Here is a 17,556-nt window from a genome sequence, read left to right as displayed (position 1 = left end):
CGGTGCCCGCCCTCAGCTGCGGGCGGGCGCCAGCCCGGTGTGTGCGGCCAGGAAGGCCAGCTGGTCGGCGGCCAGGCCGACCGTGCGGCTGACCGCCCGGGCCCCGTGCCCCACCGACAGCTCCCGGCGCAGCACGATCGGGGCCGCCGCCGTCGTCGCGTGCTGCAGGGCGGCGGCGAGCTTGCGGGCGTGCAGCGGGTCCACCCGGGTGTCGGATTCGAACGTCGTGAACAGCACCGCCGGGTAGGCGGTGCCCTCGACCACCCGGTGGTAGGGCGAGTAACCCAGCAGCCAGCCCAGCTCCACCGGGTCGGCGGCGGTGCCGTACTCGTCGTTCCAGGTGCGGCCCAGCCCGAACAGCTCGTACCGCACCATGTCCAGCAGCGGTGCGCTGCAGACGACGGCGGCCACCAGTTCGGGGTGCTGGGTGGTCATGGCGCCCACCAGCAGCCCGCCGTTCGAACCGCCCATCACCGCCAGCTGGGCCGACGTCGTCCAGCCCTCGGCGATCAGGTGCCCGGCAGCTGCGGCGAAGTCGTCGAACACGTTCTGCTTGCGCTCCCGCATCCCGGCCCGGTGCCACTCCTCGCCGTGCTCGGAGCCGCCGCGCAGGTTCGCCACCACCCACACCCCGCCGGCGGCCACCCAGGCCAGCGCCTGCGCGCTGTAGGCCGGGGTGAGCGAGACGTTGAAGCCGCCGTAGCCGTAGAGCACAGTCGGCCGCGGGGTGTCGGGGGTGCCGGTGGCGGAGAGCACGAACAGGTGCACCGGCGTCCCGTCCGCCGACGTCGCATGGGCCTCGACCACCTGCACGTCGGGCACGCCGCCGGCCACCGGCGCCTGCTCGTGGGCGGTGAGCGCGGTGGGCTCGGCGGCGTCCCAGCGCAGCACCGACGGGGGCGTCGCGTAGTCGGTGAAGCCGACCCAGGCGGTCGTGCCGCCCTCCGGCGGGGCGCTGACTCCGGCGACGCTGCCCGGCGGGAGGGCGGTGACCTCGGTGAGCCGGCCGGAGCCGTCGGCGGCCCACACCGACAGCCGGTCGGTGGCGTCGACCGCGTGGACGGCGAGCACCCGCAGGTCACCGTCGGGGCCGTCGACCAGGGCGACGTCGCCGAGCACCCCGTCGTCGGACTGCGGGACCACCTCGTGCCAGGCCGACGGCGCCCAGCTGGCCGGGTCGGCCGGGTCGGCCACCACCAGCCGGCTGCGGGGGGCGTCCCGGTCGGTGTGCAGCCACAGCCGGCCGTCCCGGGCCACCCACGCCGAGGTCTGCGCGTCCACGCCGACCTGCAGCTCGCGGAGGACGCCGTCCCCGGCCAGGTCGGCCAGCCACACGTCGTCCCGCGGCGCGGTGCCGACGGAGGCGGAGACGACCAGCCAGCGGCCGTCGGCGCTGGTGCGGGCGCCGAAGTAGGTCGCGGGGTCGCTGCCCTCACCGTGCACCAGGACGTCGTCGGCGGGGTCGGTGCCCACCCGGTGGCGCCACACCCGGCGGTGGAACTGCTCCTCGCCGGCCGGGACGAGCCCGGGGGCCAGTCGCCGCACGTAGAACAGCTCCGCACCCCCGGGCAGCCAGCCGACGGGGGAGTAGCGGCAGCGGTCGATCGGGCCCTCGATCAGCTCGCCGGTGTCGACGTCCAGCACGAACAGCTGGGACTCCTCGTCGCCGCCGACCGAGACCTGGTAGGCCAGCCGGTCGCCCTCCCACGAGGGGGACCAGGCGTCCAGCGTGGTGGTGCCGGCCGGGTCCAGCGCGGTCGGGTCGACCAGCACCCGCACGCTGCCGTCGGGCTCGGCGACCCGGAGCACGGCGTGCTCCTGGCCAGGATCCCGGCGGGTGGAGAACGCCCGGCCGTTGCGCCACACCGGGATGCCCACCGCACCGGCGTGCACCAGCTCGGCCATCCGCTCGGCGAACGCCGGGCGGCCGGGGAGGCCGGCGAGGAGGTCGGCGGCCAGCTCGTCCTGCGCGGCGGCCCAGGCCACGGTGCGCGGGTCCGCGGCGTCCTCCAGCCAGCGGTAGGGGTCGGCGACCGGGTGACCGTGCAGGTCGTCGACCAGGTCCAGGCGGGGGGCGTCGGGGTAGCGCACGCGCCGACCGTAATCCGAGCGCCGTTCGGCCGTCGGCGGGGGCCGCTCCCGTTATCACACCGCGGCAGTGCAGGATGAAGGTGCCCGTGGGCTGTCGAAGCCGTCGGTGGCCGGGGGCACTCGGAGGTGTCCCGTGTCGATCACCGCACTCGGGTCGTCGTCCGGGCCGGGTTCCACCGGCTCCCGACGCGACGCCCTGGCCAGCCCGCACGCGCCTGCCCCGGCGGCGTCCACCACCGGCGCGACGCTCCTGCTCAACGCCACCTACGAGCCGTTGTGCGTGGTCTCCAGCCGTCGCGCGATCGTGCTCGTCCTCGCCGCCAAGGCCGAGGCCGTCGACGTCACCGACGACGAGGTGCACGCCGAGCGGGTGACCGTCGCCGTTCCCGTCGTCGTGCGGCTGACCCGGTACGTGCGGGTGCCCTACCCGGTGTCGGTGCCGCTGTCCCGCCGCGCGGTGTTCACCCGGGACGGGCAGACCTGCGTCTACTGCGGAGGGTCGGCGACCAGCATCGACCACGTGGTGCCGCGCAGCCGGGGCGGCACCCACACCTGGGACAACGTCGTGGCCGCCTGTCGGCGCTGCAACCACACCAAGGCCGACCGGTCGCTGGCCGAGATGGGGTGGTCGTTGCCGCACCCGCCCGGTGCACCCAGCGGTGCCGCCTGGCGGCTGCTCGGGCACCGGACGGTCGACCCGCGCTGGCGGGAGTGGCTGGGCATGCCGGACTCGGTGAGCGCCTGAGGGAGTTGGCAGGATCCCCCGGGTGAGTGACGGGGCGCGACGGTTGTGGGTCCTCGGTGAGCCGTTCCACGCGCTCACCTACTTCGCCGACGAGGCGCGCACCGCCTACGCCGCGGCCGGGCTGCGCGGCTTCTGGGCCGGGTACTTCGCCGGCCGTGCCGCGCCCCTGGGGCCGGTCGGGCCGGCGCTGGTGACGGCGACCTTCGGGTCCTTCGCCCCCGCGTTCGTCGCCCGCCGGGTGCCGGACGTGTGGACGGCGACGTCCCCGGCCGATGCCCTCGCCGCCCGGCTGGCCGGGGTGGACGCCGCGGTCCACCGGTCGCTGCCGGAGTGGGTCGGCTCACCCGACGCGCACGAGGCCGCGGGCCTGGCCCGTCGGGCCGCGGAGGGCGTCGACGTCCTCGGCCGGCCGCTCGCGGCGGCGAACGCGGACGTGCCCTGGCCGGCCGAGCCGCACCTGGTGCTGTGGCAGGCGTTGACCACGCTCCGCGAGCACCGGGGCGACGGCCACCTGGCCGTCCTGCTGCAGCAGCAGCTGTTGGGGCTGCCGGCGCTGGTGCTGACCGCGGCGGCCGGGACGACGTCGGCCGACTGGCTGCAGAAGGCCCGCGGCTGGTCGCCGGAGCAGTGGGCGGCGTGCGCCGAGGAACTCACCGCGCGCGGCCTGCTGTCCGACGGGGAGCTCACCTCCGCGGGTGTCACGTTGCGGGCGGAGGTCGAGGCCGACACCGACCGGCTGGCGGAGGGCCCGTGGACGGCGCTCGGTCACGCCGGTTGCGAGCGGCTGGCCGAGCTGCTGGCGCCGGTGCGTCGGGCGGTCGTCGCGGCCGGGGAGTGGCCGGCGCAGAACCCGATCGGCGTCCCGGACCCCGCCTGAGCGGCGCGCTGGCTGAAGGTGCCACATGTGCACCGTCAGGTGTGTCGAAGTGTGTAGGGAGAACTGCCACACGCGCAGGGGTCACGTGGCAGTTCTCCACTGACTGATCACCCACTCAGGGGAATCGCGCGAAATGCCCTTGTGTCGAATCGCCGGACGGATAGGTTCCGCCCCAGCGACGCCAGGTGGGTGTTGCAACCACGCTCGAGAGGCCCCAGCTCATGCCGTCCCGTACCGCGTCCCGCGGTGTCGTCCGCCGTTCCCTCGTCGTCTCCGCCGCCGTCCTGACCTGCGGGGCCCTGGCCCTCACGCCCGCCAGCGCAGCCGCCGCCGGCGTCGAGCTGGCGCCGACGGAGTTCTCCGTGGGCCTGCGGACGATCCCCCACCCGTTGGCGAGCACCCCCTACGGTATCGGCTACGCCCCCGTGCCGGTCGCCTTCGGTGGTGTGGTGACCTTCCAGCTCCCGAGCCAGCTGGCCAGCCCGTCCGCGACGCTCCCGCTGAGTCTCGGCCTCGCGACCGGTGCGCTCGAGACCCCCACCACGACCTACACCAGCGACAGCGCGGACCCGGCGCGGCTGCTCGCGGTCACTGATCTGGGTGCCGGCCGTTACCAGGTCGCCCTTCCTGCCGACGACGGCGTCAGCGGCTCGTTCGGCACCCTGGACCTCGGCCCCCTGGCGGTCACGGTCGCCGGTGCCGACTCGGCGGTGTCCGACCCGCCGTGGCCCTGGAACCTGGAGCTGTCGTCCTCGGCCCCGGCTGCGGTGGAGCTGCCCACGACGCTGATCGCCACCTCGTACCTCGGCTGCGGCCAGGTCGAGGCGCCGGGCGACAAGTCGAGCTGCGCGGTCCAGGCCACGGCGACTCCCGGCCGCACCCTCGACGTGAGCCTCCCGGCCAGCTCGACGCTGGTCGGGCTCGGCCTCCCCGACCTGAGCCGCAGCGCCTTCTCGGTCACGGCGTTCGTCCCGCAGCCCGAGGACGGCATGCGCATCTCTCTCACCGCGACCCTGTCCGCGGATGCCCGGACCGCGACGGTGAGCCTGCCGGCGGACCTGCGTCCGGGCCGCTACACGCTCAACTCCGGCGTCGGCGACAGCACCGGTCGGCTCCTCTCGGTCACCTATGCCGTCATCGAGGTCGCGGCTCCTGCGGTCAACCCCGGTCTCCGGTCGGAGACGGGTGCCGACGTGGGGGCGTCCGTCCCGGTCGCCCTGATCGGTCTGACCGGCGCGGGAGCTGTGGCGACCGCGGGTGGTCTCGTCGTCCGCACGCGGCGACGCACGGGCTCCCCGGCCTGACGTGCCCACCCGGTCCCACCTGACCCGACGCACGGCGGCCCTCGCGGGGGCCGCCGTGCTCGGCGTCGTCGCGCTGGTGCTGGTGCTGGTGTTGGTGCTCACCGGCGGCCGAGGCGAGGGTGCGGCACGCGTCGCCGCCGCAGCGTCGACGGTCACCTCCGCGCCGGCGCCGGCCACGGCGACGACCGCCGCTCCCACGACGGAGGCCCCTGCGCCCACACCGACCGAGACACCGGCGGCGAGCCCGCGGGCCTCCTCGGTGCGCCTGGGGGTCCCGTCGGTCGGCCTCGACGTCCCGGTGTTCGCCTACACGCCCCGGGGCGGTGTCATCGACCCGCCGTCGATGGTCGACGGCTACTGGGTGCAGCCCTACGGCGAGCCGGGCACCGAGCCGGACAACACGGTCTACATCGCCGGCCACTCGTGGACGAAGGGTGCGGCTGCGTTCAACGCGCTCATGCCCGGCGACCACGGGGCGGGGGTCTCGACCGGGGACGTCGTCACGGTGCGGACCCCCGGCGGCGACGTCGACTACACGGTCAGCCGCACCGAGCGCTACGACAAGGACGAACTGCCCGGCGCGACCGACGTGTGGACGGTGATGCCGGGCCGGCTGGTCCTGATCACCTGCTTCGTCGACGACGACGGCCGCACCACCGACGACAACTTCGTCGTCTTCGCCGAGTCCTGACCGGGGCGCGCCGCCGGCCCCTGCCCTGCTCCACCTCCTGCTCTGCTCCAGCCCCCGTCGCATCTCACACTGAGAAGGCCCCGCCATGGATCCCGGAACCGCGCCCCGCGGTCTCGTCCGCCGTCCCGTCCTCGCCCGTGCTGGCGTGCTCGGTCTCGCCACCCTCGCCGCGGTGGGCCTCTCGCTCAGCCCGGCCGTGGCGGCCCCCGGGACCAGCACGGTCTCGCTCGACCCCACCACCGTCGAGGTCGGGGCGAGCCCGGTGGAGAACGGCCACGTCCGTCCCGTGGCCGTGCCGGTCCCCGCCACGACCCTGCAGCCCGTGGCGGCCGGCTATGGCGGCACCGTCACGGTGACCGTGCCACCTCAGCTGGTCGACGGAGGCGGCGTCTCAGCAGCGCTGGCCCTGCCCGACGGCGCCGGCGGTGGAGAGCTGTACGAGTCGACGAGCACCGACCCGGCGACCCAGCTGTCGTTCGCCGCCCTCGGCGGCAACCGCTACCGGATCACCCTGCCGGCCAACGACGGCGTCAACGGCCCCGAGGCGCACCTGCGCCTCTTCGGGTTCGACCTCCGGAACGACCCGGGGGTGCAGCGGTTGGACCCGTGGTACTTCTCGCTCACCCTCTCCGACGGTGGCCCCGCGGCCGTCGACCTCACCCAGCAGTTCTTCGCGCAGGCCTGGCCGGACGAGAGCGCCAGTGCGGCGACCGTGGCCGCGGGGAGCTCGCTGGCCGTCACCCTGCCGGCCGGCTCGGAGTTCCGCGCCCTGGGCATCCCGGACCTCGGCCACAGCGCACTGGGCCTGCAGCTGCCGGGGTCGGACGGACTGCCGGCGACGACGCCGGTCGTCGCCGACGCGGTGACCCGCGGAGCTGACCCGTCCACCGTGGAGCTCGCCGTGCCGGCCGGGACGACGCCCGGGCGCCACCTGCTGACCGTGGTCATGAGCGACGGGACCGACCAGTTCGTGGCCACCCACTACGCCTACGTCGATGTCGTGGCGCCGGCCGTCAACCCGGGGCTGCGGTCGGAGACCGGTGGTGACCCTGCCTCCTGGGACCTGCTGCCGGTCGCCCTCGGTTCGGTCACCGCGCTGGCCGTCGCCGGTGGCGTCGTCCGCTCCCGTCGGGCCGGCGGCGCATCGCTGTCCCGCTGACCCTGGCACGGCGGCTCCGTCCGGAGCCGCCGTGCCAGGAAGCTCAGGTGACCCGGCTGCGCTCGGTCGGGTAGCCCTCGTGCACCCGGTCGGCGAGCACGGTGCGCAGCCGGTGCATCGAGTCCCAGACGTCGACGAACCGGGTGTAGAGCGGCGCGGGGCCCAGCCGCAGCCGGTCCGGGGTGCGGAAGTCCGGCACGACGCCGCGGTCGATCAGCGCCTGGGTCAGCTGCCAGGCCTGCGGGTGCGCCAGGCTGACGTGCGACCCACGCCGGGTCGCCTCCCGCGGTGAGGCGACGGTGACCCCGTCCCCGGCCAGCCACTCGTCGGCCAGCGCGATCACCAGCTCGGTCAGGGCTTGGCCCTTGGCCGCCAGCCGGTCGATGCCGGCTTCCGCCGACAGCCGGGCGCCGACCTCCACCGCGGCCATGGCCAGCACCGGGGGAGTGCCGACGGCGAACCGGTCCACGCCGTCGGCCGGGTCGTACGCCGTCCCCATCGCGAACTGGTCGCGCTGCCCGAACCACCCCCAGATCGGCTGGCGCAGCTGCTCCTGGAGCTCGCCGCGCACGTACAGGAAGGCCGGGGCGCCCGGGCCGCCGTTGAGGTACTTGTAGGTGCAGCCGACCGCCAGGTCGGCCCCGGCCGCGGTGAGGTCGGCGGGCACGGCGCCGGCGGCGTGGCTGAGGTCCCACACGACCAGCGCCCCCGCCTCGCGGGCCAGCCGGGTGACCTCGGCGATGTCGACCAGCGCACCCGACCGGTAGGCCACCTGGGAGAGGACGACGACGGCGACCCGCTCGTCCAGCGCACCGGCCAGCACGTCCAGGTCCAGGCCGGTGTCGATGTGCGCCGCCACCTCGCGCACCGTCATCCCGCGCGCCTGGGCCACGCCGGCCATGATGTACCGGTCGGTGGGGAAGTCGTCGGCGCAGCAGACCAGCACGTCCCGGCCGGGGCGGGCGTCGGCCGCAGCGACGAGCAGCTTGTACAGGTCGACGCTGGTCGTGTCGCCGACCAGGACCTCGCCGGGCCGCGCCCCCAGCACCCCCTCGGCGAGGACGTCACCGATCCGCCCGGACTGCTGCACCCAGTCCCGCCAGGAGCCGACGAGCCCCTGCCCCCACTCCTGCTCGACGACCCGCGCGACGGCGGCGGGGGTCTCCTTCGGCAGCCGGCCCAACGAGTTGCCGTCCAGGTAGAGCAGCCGGTCGGGGCCGTCGTCGTCGGTGCCGGTGAAGCGGGCGCGGAACCCGGCCAGCGGGTCGGTGGCGTCGGCGGCTTCGGCGGCGGCGCGGGAGAGGTCCACGCCGGAGATCCTGCCGGTGGCGGCTAGCGTCCGGGAGGTGACCTCCTCGACCGGCACCCAGCTGCACGACCTGACCGCGCTGGAGCAGGCGGCGGCGGTCCGCGCGAAGGAGGTGAGCCCGACCGAGCTCGTCGAGCACTCCCTGGCCCGCATCGAGGCGCTGGACACCGCCCTCGGGGCGTTCCTGACCGTCACCCCTGAACGGGCGCGTGCGGCGGCGGCAGCAGCCGACCAGGCAGTGCTGGCGGGCGGGGACCTGCCGCCGCTGCACGGCGTCCCGACCGCGATCAAGGACCTGGCCAACACCGCCGGCGTGCGCACCACCTTCGGCTCGGCGGTGCTGGCCGACTTCGTGCCCACCGTCGACGACGCCGTGGTCACCGCGCTGGCCGCCGCCGGCACGATCAGCCTGGGCAAGACGAACACCCCCGAGTTCGGCTTCCCCTGCTACACCGACAACGACCTCGCCGGCCCCGCCCGGTGCCCGTGGGAGCCCTCGCTCCTGGCCGGCGGCTCCAGCGGTGGTGCGGCTGCTGCGGTGGCCGCCGGGCTGCTGCCGTTCGCCCACGGGTCCGACGGCGGCGGCTCCATCCGCATCCCCGCCGGGATCAACGGGCTGTTCGGGATCAAGCCCAGCCGCGGCCGGGTGAGCAACGGCCCGCTGAGCAGCGAGACCACCGGCCTGGGCGTCCAGGGGCCGCTGGCCCGCACCGTGCGGGATGCCGCGGCGATGCTCGACGCGATGGCCGGGCCGGTGCTGGGTGACCCGTTCTGGGCGCCGCCGCCGCCGGCCGGGGAGACCTTCCTCGGCTACGCCGACCGCCCGCCGGGCCGACTGAGGATCGGTCGCTACCTGGACTCCGGCATGCCCGGCGCCGACCTGGACCCGGAGGTGCGCGCGGCGTTCGAGGACGCCTCCGTGCTGCTGTCGGAGCTGGGCCACGAGGTCGAGGACCTGCCGGCCGCACCGCTCACGCCCGAGGTCTTCCCCGCGTTCGAGGTGGTCTGGGCGCTGTCGGCCACGACGCTGCCGGTGCCGTCGTCCCAGCTGGACCGGCTGCGGCCGCTGACCCGGTTCCTCCGCGACCGGGGGCTGGCGCTCAGCGCGCGGGACGCGATGCAGGCGATGTTCACGTTGCGGGTCTTCGCCCGCCGGTTCGTCCAGGCCACCACCCGGTACGACGTGCTGCTCGCCCCCATCTGCACGCTGCCGCCCCAGCCGGTCGGCTGGTTCGACGGGGACGGCGACGGGGCCGCGGACTTCGAGCGGCAGAAGCGGTACGCGGCCTTCCCGGCGGTCTACAACGTCACCGGTCAGCCCGCGGTCAGCGTGCCGCTGTGGTGGACGGCGGGTGGGCTGCCCATCGGCACCATGCTCGTGGGCCGCCCGGCCGACGAGGCCACCCTCATCTCGCTGTCGGCACAGCTGGAGGAGGCGCGGCCGTGGGCGCACCGACACCCGGCGCTCTGGTGACCCGTCCTGCCGGGCCGGTGCTCGGTGGTCCCGGTAGATTGCCCCCATGTCCGTGCTCGAGACCGTGCTCATCTACGGCGTCGTCCCGCTGGTGATCGTGTTGCTGTTCGCTGCGGTGACGTTGTTCCCCGGCCGCAGCAAGGACCGCACCAAGTACCGCCCCGGGCAGTCCTGGGACTACGCACCGCTCTGGTACGAGCCGCACCCCGACGTCCCCGGCGTGGTCGGCGGCCACGCGGAGGACGCCCCTGGGGCGGGGCACGCAGCCCCGCGGCTGGGCGCCACCGCCTCGACGCGGGCCATCGGCCAGCGTCCGTACGTGCCCGAGGCCGACACCGTCCGGCGGACCGCCGCCGGCGGCGCCCGCGGGACCTGGTGACCGGGCCATGAGCACCTCTGCAGCCCAGCGCCCTCCTTCCTCCGGAGACACCCCCCCGATGACCCAGCAGCTCAACCGACAGCCCGCCGCCGACCAGTACGGGCCCAGCGCGACGGACGAGACCGGGAACAGCTCCGTCATGGAGCCCGGCTCCGGACCGTTCAGCTACCGCGACCTCGCCCGGCTCGACGAGGCACTGACCATGTCCGCCCGGGAGACCGGGCTGCGGTTCACCCTCTACGTCGGCGAGCTGAGCAGCGACACCCGGGCGACCGCCGAGGACCTGCACTCGCGGTCCGGCGGTGACACCACGAACAGCGTCCTGGTCGCCATCTCACCCGGCCAGCGGGTGCTGGAGATCGTCACCGGCACGGCCGCCGCCCGCCGGCTGCCCGACCGGGCCTGCGCCCTGGCCGTGCTGTCGATGACCAGCCGGCTGGGCGCCGGCGACCTGGTCGGGGCGATCATCAACGGGCTGCGGCAGCTGTCCGACGCCGCAGGTCACCCCGCGCGCCGCAACGCCCACTGAGCACGCGCCCCCGGCAGGGGGCTGAACGCCAGCGGCCCAGGACTCGACGAGTCCTGGGCCGCTGGCGTTCGACGCTCCGCCCTCAGCCGGCGGCGGCGTCCCGCTTGCGCGCCCACAGTGCCCGGGCGACGCCGTCCCGGCCCTCGCTCACCAGCCGGCGCAGTGGTGCCGGCGAGGACTGGTCGGCCAGCCAGGCGTCGGCGGCCGCGAGCGTCCGCTCGTCGATGACCTTGGGGAACAGGTACTCGACGGCGTTCTTCGCGATCTCGCCCGGACGCCGCTCCCACAGCCCGCGGATGTCGGCGAAGTACCGGTCCACGTAGGGGGCGGTGAGCTCCTGCTGGGCCGGGTGCCAGAAGCCGGCGACCATCGCCTCGTGCACGGCGTTGGCGATCGACTCGTCGGTGAACGCCCGCTCCCAGGTCTCCGCCTTCGACTCCGGCGTCGGCCGCAGCGCCCGGGCCGTCGCGGCCCGCCGGGCCCCGGTGGCGGTGGCGTCCCGCTCGGCCTCCGCGTCGATCTCCGCGTCACCGGCGGCCCCCACGGCGACGAGGCCGTGCAGGAACGCCCAGCGGGCGTCGGTGTCGACCGTGAGGCCCTCGACGGCCAGGGACCCGTCGAGCAGCCCCCGCAGTGCCGCCACGTGCTCGTCGCCGCGGGCCGCGGCCGCCAGGGTGCGCGACCACTGCAGCTGCGCGTCGCTGCCGGGCGCTGCACCGTGCAGTGCGGCCAGCGCCTTGTCGGCCAGCATCTCCCAGCCGGTCGGCGCCCAGGCCGGGTCGGCGTAGGAGGCCAGCGCCGACTGCACCCGGGCGAGCAGCGACTGGACGACGCTGATCTCGGTCTCCGCGTCGACGCCGGCGAGCACGAGCTGGACCCAGTCGCGGGCCGCCAGCTCACCGTCGCGGGTCATGTCCCAGGCCGCCGACCAGCACAGCGCCCGCGGCAGCGAGTCCGGGATCGTGCCGATCTGGCTGCGCAGCGTGGCCAGCGACCGCTCGTCCAGGCGCAGCTTCGCGTAGGTCAGGTCGTCGTCGTTGACCAGCACCAGGTCCGCGGCCGGGTGGCCGACCAGGTCGGCCACCTCGGTGCGGGCGCCGTCGACGTCCAGCTCCACCCGGTGTGACCGGGTCAGCCCGTCGGGGCCGGAGCTGTAGAGGCCGACCGCCAGCCGGTGCCGCCGCAGCACGGGGTGCGCGGCGACGGCGGTCTGCTCGATCGCGAAGGAGGCGTACCGGCCGGAGTCGTCGAGCTCGTACACCGGGCGCAGGGTGTTCACCTGGCTGGTCTGCAGCCACTGCGCCGACCAGTCCGACAGGTCCCGGCCCGATGCCTCGGAGAGCTCGCTGAGCAGGTCGTCGAGGGTGGTGTTGCCGTACTCGTGCTTGCGGAAGTACCGGCGCACCCCGGCCAGGAAGTCCTCCTGCCCGACGTAGGCCACCAGCTGCTTGAGCACCGAGGCGCCCTTGGCGTAGGTGATCCCGTCGAAGTTCACCTCCACCGCGGCGACGTCGACCATGTCGGCCGCGATCGGGTGGGTCGAGGGCAGCTGGTCCTGCGCGTAGGCCCAGGACTTCTCCGTGTTGGCGAACGTCGTCCACGCGGTCGTGTACTCGGTGGCCTCGGCCTGGCAGAGCGTGGAGATGTAGGTCGCGAAGGACTCGTTGAGCCACAGGTCGTCCCACCACCGCATGGTCACCAGGTCGCCGAACCACATGTGCGCCAGCTCGTGCAGGATCGTCTCGGCGCGTCGCTCGTAGCGTGCCCGGCTGGTCTTGGACCGGAAGACGTAGTCCTCCAGGAAGGTCACGCAGCCGGCGTTCTCCATCGCCCCGGCGTTGAACTCGGGGACGAAGAGCTGGTCGTACTTGTCGAACGGGTACGGGTAGTCGAAGACCCGGTGGTAGAAGTCGAACCCGGCCTTGGTGACCGCGAAGATCTCGTCCGGGTCGAGGTGCTGGGCCAGCGACGCCCGGCAGTAGATGCCCAGCGGGATGCCGTCGTGCAGGTCGGTGACCCGCGCGTAGGGCCCGGCGACGAGGGCCACCAGGTAGGTGGAGATCCGCTTGGTCGGGGTGAAGTGCACCAGCTGCGAACCGGCCTCGCCGGCCTCGATCGTGCGGTCACCGGTGTTGCTGATGACCTGCCAGTCGAACGGTGCGGTGACGTGCACGGTGAACGTCGCCTTGAGGTCGGGCTGGTCGAAGCAGGCGAACATCCGCTTGGCCTCGGCCGGCTCGAAGTGCGTGTAGAGGTAGACCTGCTCGTCCTCCGGGTCCTCGAACCGGTGCAGGCCCTCGCCGGTGCGGGAGTACCGGCAGTCGGCGTCGACGACCAGCTCGTTGGTGTCGGCCAGCCCGGGGAGGGCGAGACCGCCCTCGGCGGTGTACCCGCTGACGTCGAGCTCGACGCCGTTCAGGGTCGCCCAGCGCACCCGGTCGGCCACCAGGTCGACGAACGTGTCGGCGCCGGGCGTGCGGGCGTCGAACCGGATGGTGGTGACCGAGCGGAACGTCTCCTCGCCGGGATGGCCCTGGCCGTCGGTCACGTCCAGGAAGAGGTCGTAGCTGGAGACGGTCAGCAGCGCGGCGCGGGCCGCGGCGTCGTCACGAGTCAGGTTGGGAACTGCCACGCCCCGGAGCTTCCCATGCGGGGACGACGGTCTCCTCTCGTGTGCCCCCGGGGAGGGTGGGGAACAAGCCGGGGACGGCCCGACTTGGTTGGGCGCAGACGACCGGGTGCCGCGCGAGCGACCGCCCGGAGCACCGACGACAGACTGAGGAGCACCCATGACCGAGGCAGTGCAGAGCTCTCCCGTGAAGGCCCGCGTCGACTTCTGGTTCGACCCGCTGTGCCCGTGGGCGTGGCTCACCAGCCGCTGGGTGCTGGAGGCGGCGAAGGTCCGTGACATCGACCTGCACTGGCACGTGATGTCGCTGTCGGTGCTCAACCGCGGCCGCGACCTGCCCGAGGAGTACCAGGAGATGATGGCCAAGGCGATCGGCCCGGTGCGGGTCGCGGTGGCCGCCGCCCAGCAGCACGGCGACGCCGTGCTCGGCGACCTCTACACCGCGATGGGCACGCTGCGGCACCACGAGGAGCTGGAGATCGAGGAGATCATCGCCCCGGCCCTCGAGCGGGTGGGCCTGCCCGCCGAGCTGGCCCAGGCCGCCGGCTCCACCGAGTACGACGCGGCCCTGGAGAAGAGCCACCACGAGGGCATGGACCCGGTGGGCGACGACGTCGGCACCCCGGTCATGCACATCGACGGCGTGGCGTTCTTCGGCCCGGTGATCAGCAAGGTGCCGACCGGTGAGGACGCCGGCAAGGCCTTCGACGGCGCCGTCCTGCTGGCCAACCTGCCCGACTTCTGGGAGCTCAAGCGCACCCGCAGCTCCGGGCCGGACATGTCCTCGATCCCGGCCGACGCCCTGGAGCTGACCGGCACCCGCTGACCACGGTCCCCCCGTACGGTCCCCTGCGCACAGCCGCGCGGACCCGGTGGCGGTCCCGCGCGGCGTGGGTCCGTCGCGGGTCGGCCGCCTCCCCGGACGGGTGGGCGGCCGTCCCGTCGACGGGGACCACGGACTGCCCGCTCGTGGGGCGTGGACGGCCTGCCTCGTCGACCAGGGCGGGTGAGAACTGGACGTGCCGCAGCTGAGCCACTAGACATGCCGCAGCCGGGCCGGGCCGACCGGGCCGCCGAACAGCGACGGAGACCCCATGTCCGCCCTGTCCACGCGCCGCGTCGCCGCCGTCACCATGGCCGGCCTGGTCACCGGTGCAGCCACCCTGGTCGCTGCCCCGGCGGCCCTGGCCGCACCGGCACCGCTGCCGACCCCCGTCCTCTCGGACACGACCGTCGTCCCGGGGCAGCCGTTCACCGTGACCTTCACCGGGTGCACCCCCGACCCGGTCGGATCGCTCCCCGACGCGGACGGATCAACACCCTTCATCTGGTACGAGGTGAGCGACGGGCAGGTCGGCGTCGCCGACGCCACCCTCCCTGACGGCAGCGTCACCTTCGAGGAGTCGTTCGCGCCTGGGACGGCCCCGGGGGAGTACACGATCGACGGCGTCTGCGATCACCTCTACCGGGTCCAGCTCTACCCGACGGTCACCGTGACGGTGGCCGAGCCCGCAGCCACCCCGCCGTCCCAGCCGACCGGCCCGGACAAGGCCGACGAGGCCAAGGCCAAGGCCAAGGCGTTCGTCCTGGCCAAGGGGAAGGCGTTGGCCGAGGCCAAGGGGTTGACCAAGGAGGACGCCCAGGCCAAGGCCAAGGCGGTGGCCAACGTCTTGGCGAAGGCGAAGGCGAAGGCCAAGGCGAAGGCCAAGGGCTGAGATCGAGGCACGAGGTGCGGGTGGGTGCGGCAGGATGACCCGATGCCGCACCCCGTTCGTCAGCGCGTCTTCATCACCGGCGCCAGTGCCGGGCTGGGGCAGGGCATGGCCCGCCAGTTCGCCGCCCGGGGCCGCGACCTGGCGCTCGTCGCCCGCCGCACCGAGCTCCTCGACGAGCTCCGGGAGGAGCTGCTGGCCGCCCACCCCGGCATCCGGGTGGTCACCGGCCGGCTCGACGTCGACGACCCCGACGAGGTGGCCGACGTCGTCCCGCGGCTGGCCGGTGAACTGGGCGGCATCGACCGGTTCATCGCCAATGCGGGCCTCGGCAAGGGCGCGCCGGTGGGCACGGGCAAGGCGCGGCCGAACCGGCAGGTGCTGGTCACCAACGTGCTGGGCACGCACGCCTGCTGCGAGGCCGCCGTCGCCCTGTTCCGCGCCCAGGGCAGCGGCCACCTGGTGGTGATCTCCTCGGTCGCCGGGGTGCGCGGCATGGGCGGCACCCGGACGGCGTACGCCACCTCCAAGGCCGCCGACGCCGTGCTCGCCGAGGGCATCCGCGCCGACCTGCTCGGGGACCGGCGCACCCGTGGCATCCGGGTCAGCACCATCCACCCGGGCTTCATCGAGACCGACATCAACACCGGCCGCCGCGGCCCCTTCACCGTCGACCTGCAGACCGGTGTCACCGCACTGACCGCGGCGATCGAGCGGGAGCCGGTGCGCGCCTACGTCCCGGAGTGGCCGTGGCGCCCGGTCGCCGGGCTGCTGCGGGTCCTGCCGCTGCCGTTGGTGCGTCGGCTGGCCTGAGGGCCGTCAGGCTCCCGGTGGTGCGGGGACGGCGTCCGGCACGTGGCCCGGGCCCGCCTCCGCCGGGCGGGGCCGGTCCTGCCGGTGCAGGCGCACCGCCACCAGCGCGACGTCGTCGTCGGGGCGGCCGTCCACCAGCCGCTCGATGACGGCGTCGCACAGCGCCCCCAGCGGCAGGTGGGCCAGGTCGGCCAGCGCCGCCCGCAACAGGTCCAGGCCGGCGTCCAGCCCGAGCGGACCGTCGGGCCCGCGCTGCTCGATCAGCCCGTCGGTGTGGAGGAACACCGTCGTGTCGCGGTCGAGCTCCGCCACGTGCTCGGTGCGCGTGGTGGCCGGGTCGACGCCCAGCAACAGGTCCGCGCGCCGGCCGCCCAGCGTGGTCACCCGGCCGTCGGTGTCCAGCACCAGCGGCGGCGGGTGCCCCGCGCTGGACCAGCGCATGCTGGTGACGCCGCGCCGGCGTTGCTCGTCGGTCTGCTCGAACCGGGCGATCGCAGCGGTGGCGATGGTGCCGACGGCCAGCACGTCCATCGCCCGGTCCAGCCCGGAGAGCACCTCCGCCGGTCCCGCGTCGCTGTAGACGGCGATGCCCCGCAGCAGGCTCCTCAGCTGGCCCATCGCGGCCGCCGCCTCGATGTCGTGCCCGGCCACGTCGCCGATGACGACCATCGTGGTGCGCCCGGGTTGGACGAAGGCGTCGTACCAGTCGCCGCCCACGCGCGCGGCCTGCACGGCGGGCAGGTACCGGACCACGATCTCGGCGTGGTCGGGCTCCGGTGGGTCGGTGAGCAGACTGCGCTGCAGGGCCTCGGCGACCTGGCGCTGCTGGGTGAACAGGCGCGCGTTGTCCAGGGCCGTGCCGGCCCGGGCCGCGACGTCGGTGGCGGCGCGCAGCTCGCGGTCGGTCCACGGCGGAGAGCCGGCGTCCCGGAACAGGCTGAGCAGACCCACGGTGCGGCCACCGGCCAGCAGCGGGACGCCGGCGACGCAGCCCGGCTGCAGGGCGGTCAGCAGCTGCTGCACCCGCGGGGTGACCACCAGTCCAGCCACGAAGGAGTCGAGGTCGTCGGCCCGGCCGTCGCCGACGACCTCCGGCCGTCCGCTGCGGATCGCCCGCCGCGCCGGTGAGTCCGCGGCCAGGGCGCCGGTCCGGGCCTCGGCGTAGACCTCGGCGGCGTGCTGCAGCTCGGGATCGCGGTGCACCACGGCGACGTCGTCCAGGGCCCCGCTGGTCGCGTCGTACGTGCTGACGATGACCCAGTCGGCGAGCCGGGGGACGACCAGCCGGGCCAGCCGGCGGACGCCCTCGTCGACCTCGAGGGTGGTGCTCAGCGCAGTCGACGTCTCGGTGATCAGGTCCAGCAGGTCCAGCGCCGCGGGGTCCTCGACCGTCGCCGGCGGCGCCGCGGGTGCGACGGCCCGGCGCCGCTCCGCGGTGATGTCGTGGAACTCGACGTCCATGCCGTCGGCGGCCGGACGCACCGACATCCGGTACCACCGGTCGTGCGGCGGGTAGTACTGCTCGAAGTCCACCGGCTCCCGGGTGTCCATCGTGTGCCGGTAGGCCCGCTCGACGTCGGTGCCCAGGGTCAGCGGGTGGATCTCCCACTGGGTGCGGCCGAGCAGGTCCTCCCGCCGCTCCTGCAGCAGCGCCTCGGCGGCCCGGTTGACGTACACCCAGCGGAAGTCGCGGTCCATGCAGACCAGCGGGATCGCGGCCGACTCCACCCATGCACCGGCCCGGTGGGGGTCGGGGAACGGGTGGGCAGGGGCCCGGTCCTGCACGGGTCTCCTCCGGATCGGGGCGGCCCGCCGCTGCTCGGATCAGGCGCCACGCATCTCAC

15 protein-coding genes are annotated in these 17,556 nt (G+C 74.6%); 11 read left to right on the top strand and 4 right to left on the bottom strand.

Annotated elements, in window-relative coordinates:
* Positions 1-12: 12 nt before the first annotated feature.
* Positions 13-2,091, bottom strand: coding sequence for a prolyl oligopeptidase family serine peptidase (locus O2W16_RS02865; protein WP_269157281.1), 2,079 nt, complete (start codon positions 2,089-2,091; stop codon positions 13-15).
* Between the two features lie 133 nt (positions 2,092-2,224).
* Between O2W16_RS02865 and O2W16_RS02860 the strand changes: the two genes are divergently transcribed.
* The 5 genes from O2W16_RS02860 (at position 2,225) to O2W16_RS02840 (ending at position 6,867) form a co-directional block, all read left to right on the top strand.
* Positions 2,225-2,836, top strand: a complete 612-nt coding sequence (locus tag O2W16_RS02860; RefSeq protein ID WP_331253724.1) for an HNH endonuclease — start codon at positions 2,225-2,227, stop codon at positions 2,834-2,836.
* A gap of 22 nt (positions 2,837-2,858) precedes the next feature.
* Entirely contained in the window at positions 2,859-3,713 is an 855-nt protein-coding gene (locus O2W16_RS02855) for an SCO6745 family protein (RefSeq protein ID WP_269157280.1), read from the top strand.
* Positions 3,714-3,934: 221 nt separating this feature from the next.
* On the top strand, positions 3,935-5,017 hold the full coding sequence (locus O2W16_RS02850) for a hypothetical protein (protein WP_269157279.1): 1,083 nt from the start codon (positions 3,935-3,937) through the stop codon (positions 5,015-5,017).
* Position 5,018: 1 nt separating this feature from the next.
* On the top strand, positions 5,019-5,708 hold the full coding sequence (locus O2W16_RS02845) for a class F sortase (protein ID WP_269157278.1): 690 nt from the start codon (positions 5,019-5,021) through the stop codon (positions 5,706-5,708).
* Positions 5,709-5,793: 85 nt separating this feature from the next.
* Positions 5,794-6,867: a hypothetical protein gene (locus O2W16_RS02840; RefSeq protein ID WP_269157277.1), complete on the top strand. Its 1,074-nt coding sequence runs from the start codon at positions 5,794-5,796 to the stop codon at positions 6,865-6,867.
* 43 nt (positions 6,868-6,910) lie between these two features.
* On the opposite strand, the gene kynU is transcribed toward O2W16_RS02840, so the two are convergent.
* Entirely contained in the window at positions 6,911-8,176 is a 1,266-nt protein-coding gene (gene kynU, locus O2W16_RS02835) for a kynureninase (protein WP_269157276.1), read from the bottom strand.
* Between the two features lie 37 nt (positions 8,177-8,213).
* Here kynU and O2W16_RS02830 point away from each other — a divergent pair, with 37 nt between their 5' ends.
* From O2W16_RS02830 to O2W16_RS02820, 3 genes are read left to right on the top strand one after another with little or no spacing between them, the layout of a single operon-like run.
* Complete coding sequence (locus O2W16_RS02830; protein ID WP_269157275.1) at positions 8,214-9,650, top strand: amidase; 1,437 nt, start codon at positions 8,214-8,216, stop codon at positions 9,648-9,650.
* 46 nt (positions 9,651-9,696) lie between these two features.
* Positions 9,697-10,029, top strand: a complete 333-nt coding sequence (gene ctaJ / locus O2W16_RS02825; protein WP_269157274.1) for an aa3-type cytochrome oxidase subunit CtaJ — start codon at positions 9,697-9,699, stop codon at positions 10,027-10,029.
* A 58-nt stretch (positions 10,030-10,087) separates the two neighbouring features.
* Positions 10,088-10,558: a DUF5130 family protein gene (locus tag O2W16_RS02820; RefSeq protein ID WP_269157273.1), complete on the top strand. Its 471-nt coding sequence runs from the start codon at positions 10,088-10,090 to the stop codon at positions 10,556-10,558.
* A gap of 82 nt (positions 10,559-10,640) precedes the next feature.
* Here O2W16_RS02820 and pepN read toward each other — a convergent pair whose 3' ends face one another.
* The gene (pepN, locus tag O2W16_RS02815) at positions 10,641-13,190 is read right to left on the bottom strand and encodes an aminopeptidase N (protein WP_269157272.1); all 2,550 of its coding nucleotides are present in this window, start codon (positions 13,188-13,190) and stop codon (positions 10,641-10,643) included.
* Positions 13,191-13,347: 157 nt separating this feature from the next.
* On the opposite strand from pepN, the gene O2W16_RS02810 reads away from it, so the two are divergent.
* The 3 genes from O2W16_RS02810 to O2W16_RS02800 all read left to right on the top strand — a co-directional run bounded on the left by O2W16_RS02810 (position 13,348) and on the right by O2W16_RS02800 (position 15,712).
* A complete protein-coding gene (locus tag O2W16_RS02810) occupies positions 13,348-14,013 on the top strand; it encodes a mycothiol-dependent nitroreductase Rv2466c family protein (protein WP_269157271.1) in 666 nt (221 codons plus the stop codon).
* A 268-nt stretch (positions 14,014-14,281) separates the two neighbouring features.
* The gene (locus O2W16_RS02805; RefSeq protein WP_269157270.1) at positions 14,282-14,902 is read left to right on the top strand and encodes a hypothetical protein; all 621 of its coding nucleotides are present in this window, start codon (positions 14,282-14,284) and stop codon (positions 14,900-14,902) included.
* Positions 14,903-14,944: 42 nt separating this feature from the next.
* The gene (locus O2W16_RS02800) at positions 14,945-15,712 is read left to right on the top strand and encodes an SDR family oxidoreductase (protein WP_269157269.1); all 768 of its coding nucleotides are present in this window, start codon (positions 14,945-14,947) and stop codon (positions 15,710-15,712) included.
* A gap of 6 nt (positions 15,713-15,718) precedes the next feature.
* On the opposite strand, the gene O2W16_RS02795 is transcribed toward O2W16_RS02800, so the two are convergent.
* A complete protein-coding gene (locus tag O2W16_RS02795) occupies positions 15,719-17,497 on the bottom strand; it encodes a SpoIIE family protein phosphatase (RefSeq protein WP_269157268.1) in 1,779 nt (592 codons plus the stop codon).
* Between the last annotated feature and the right edge of the window lie 59 nt (positions 17,498-17,556).

The organism is Modestobacter sp. VKM Ac-2984 (genome assembly GCF_026967985.1).
In the GTDB taxonomy this organism is placed as follows: Bacteria; Actinomycetota; Actinomycetes; order Mycobacteriales; family Geodermatophilaceae; genus Modestobacter.
The sequence above is the reverse complement of the archived record's forward strand: the minus strand, read 5'-3'. Positions and strand labels throughout refer to the sequence as shown.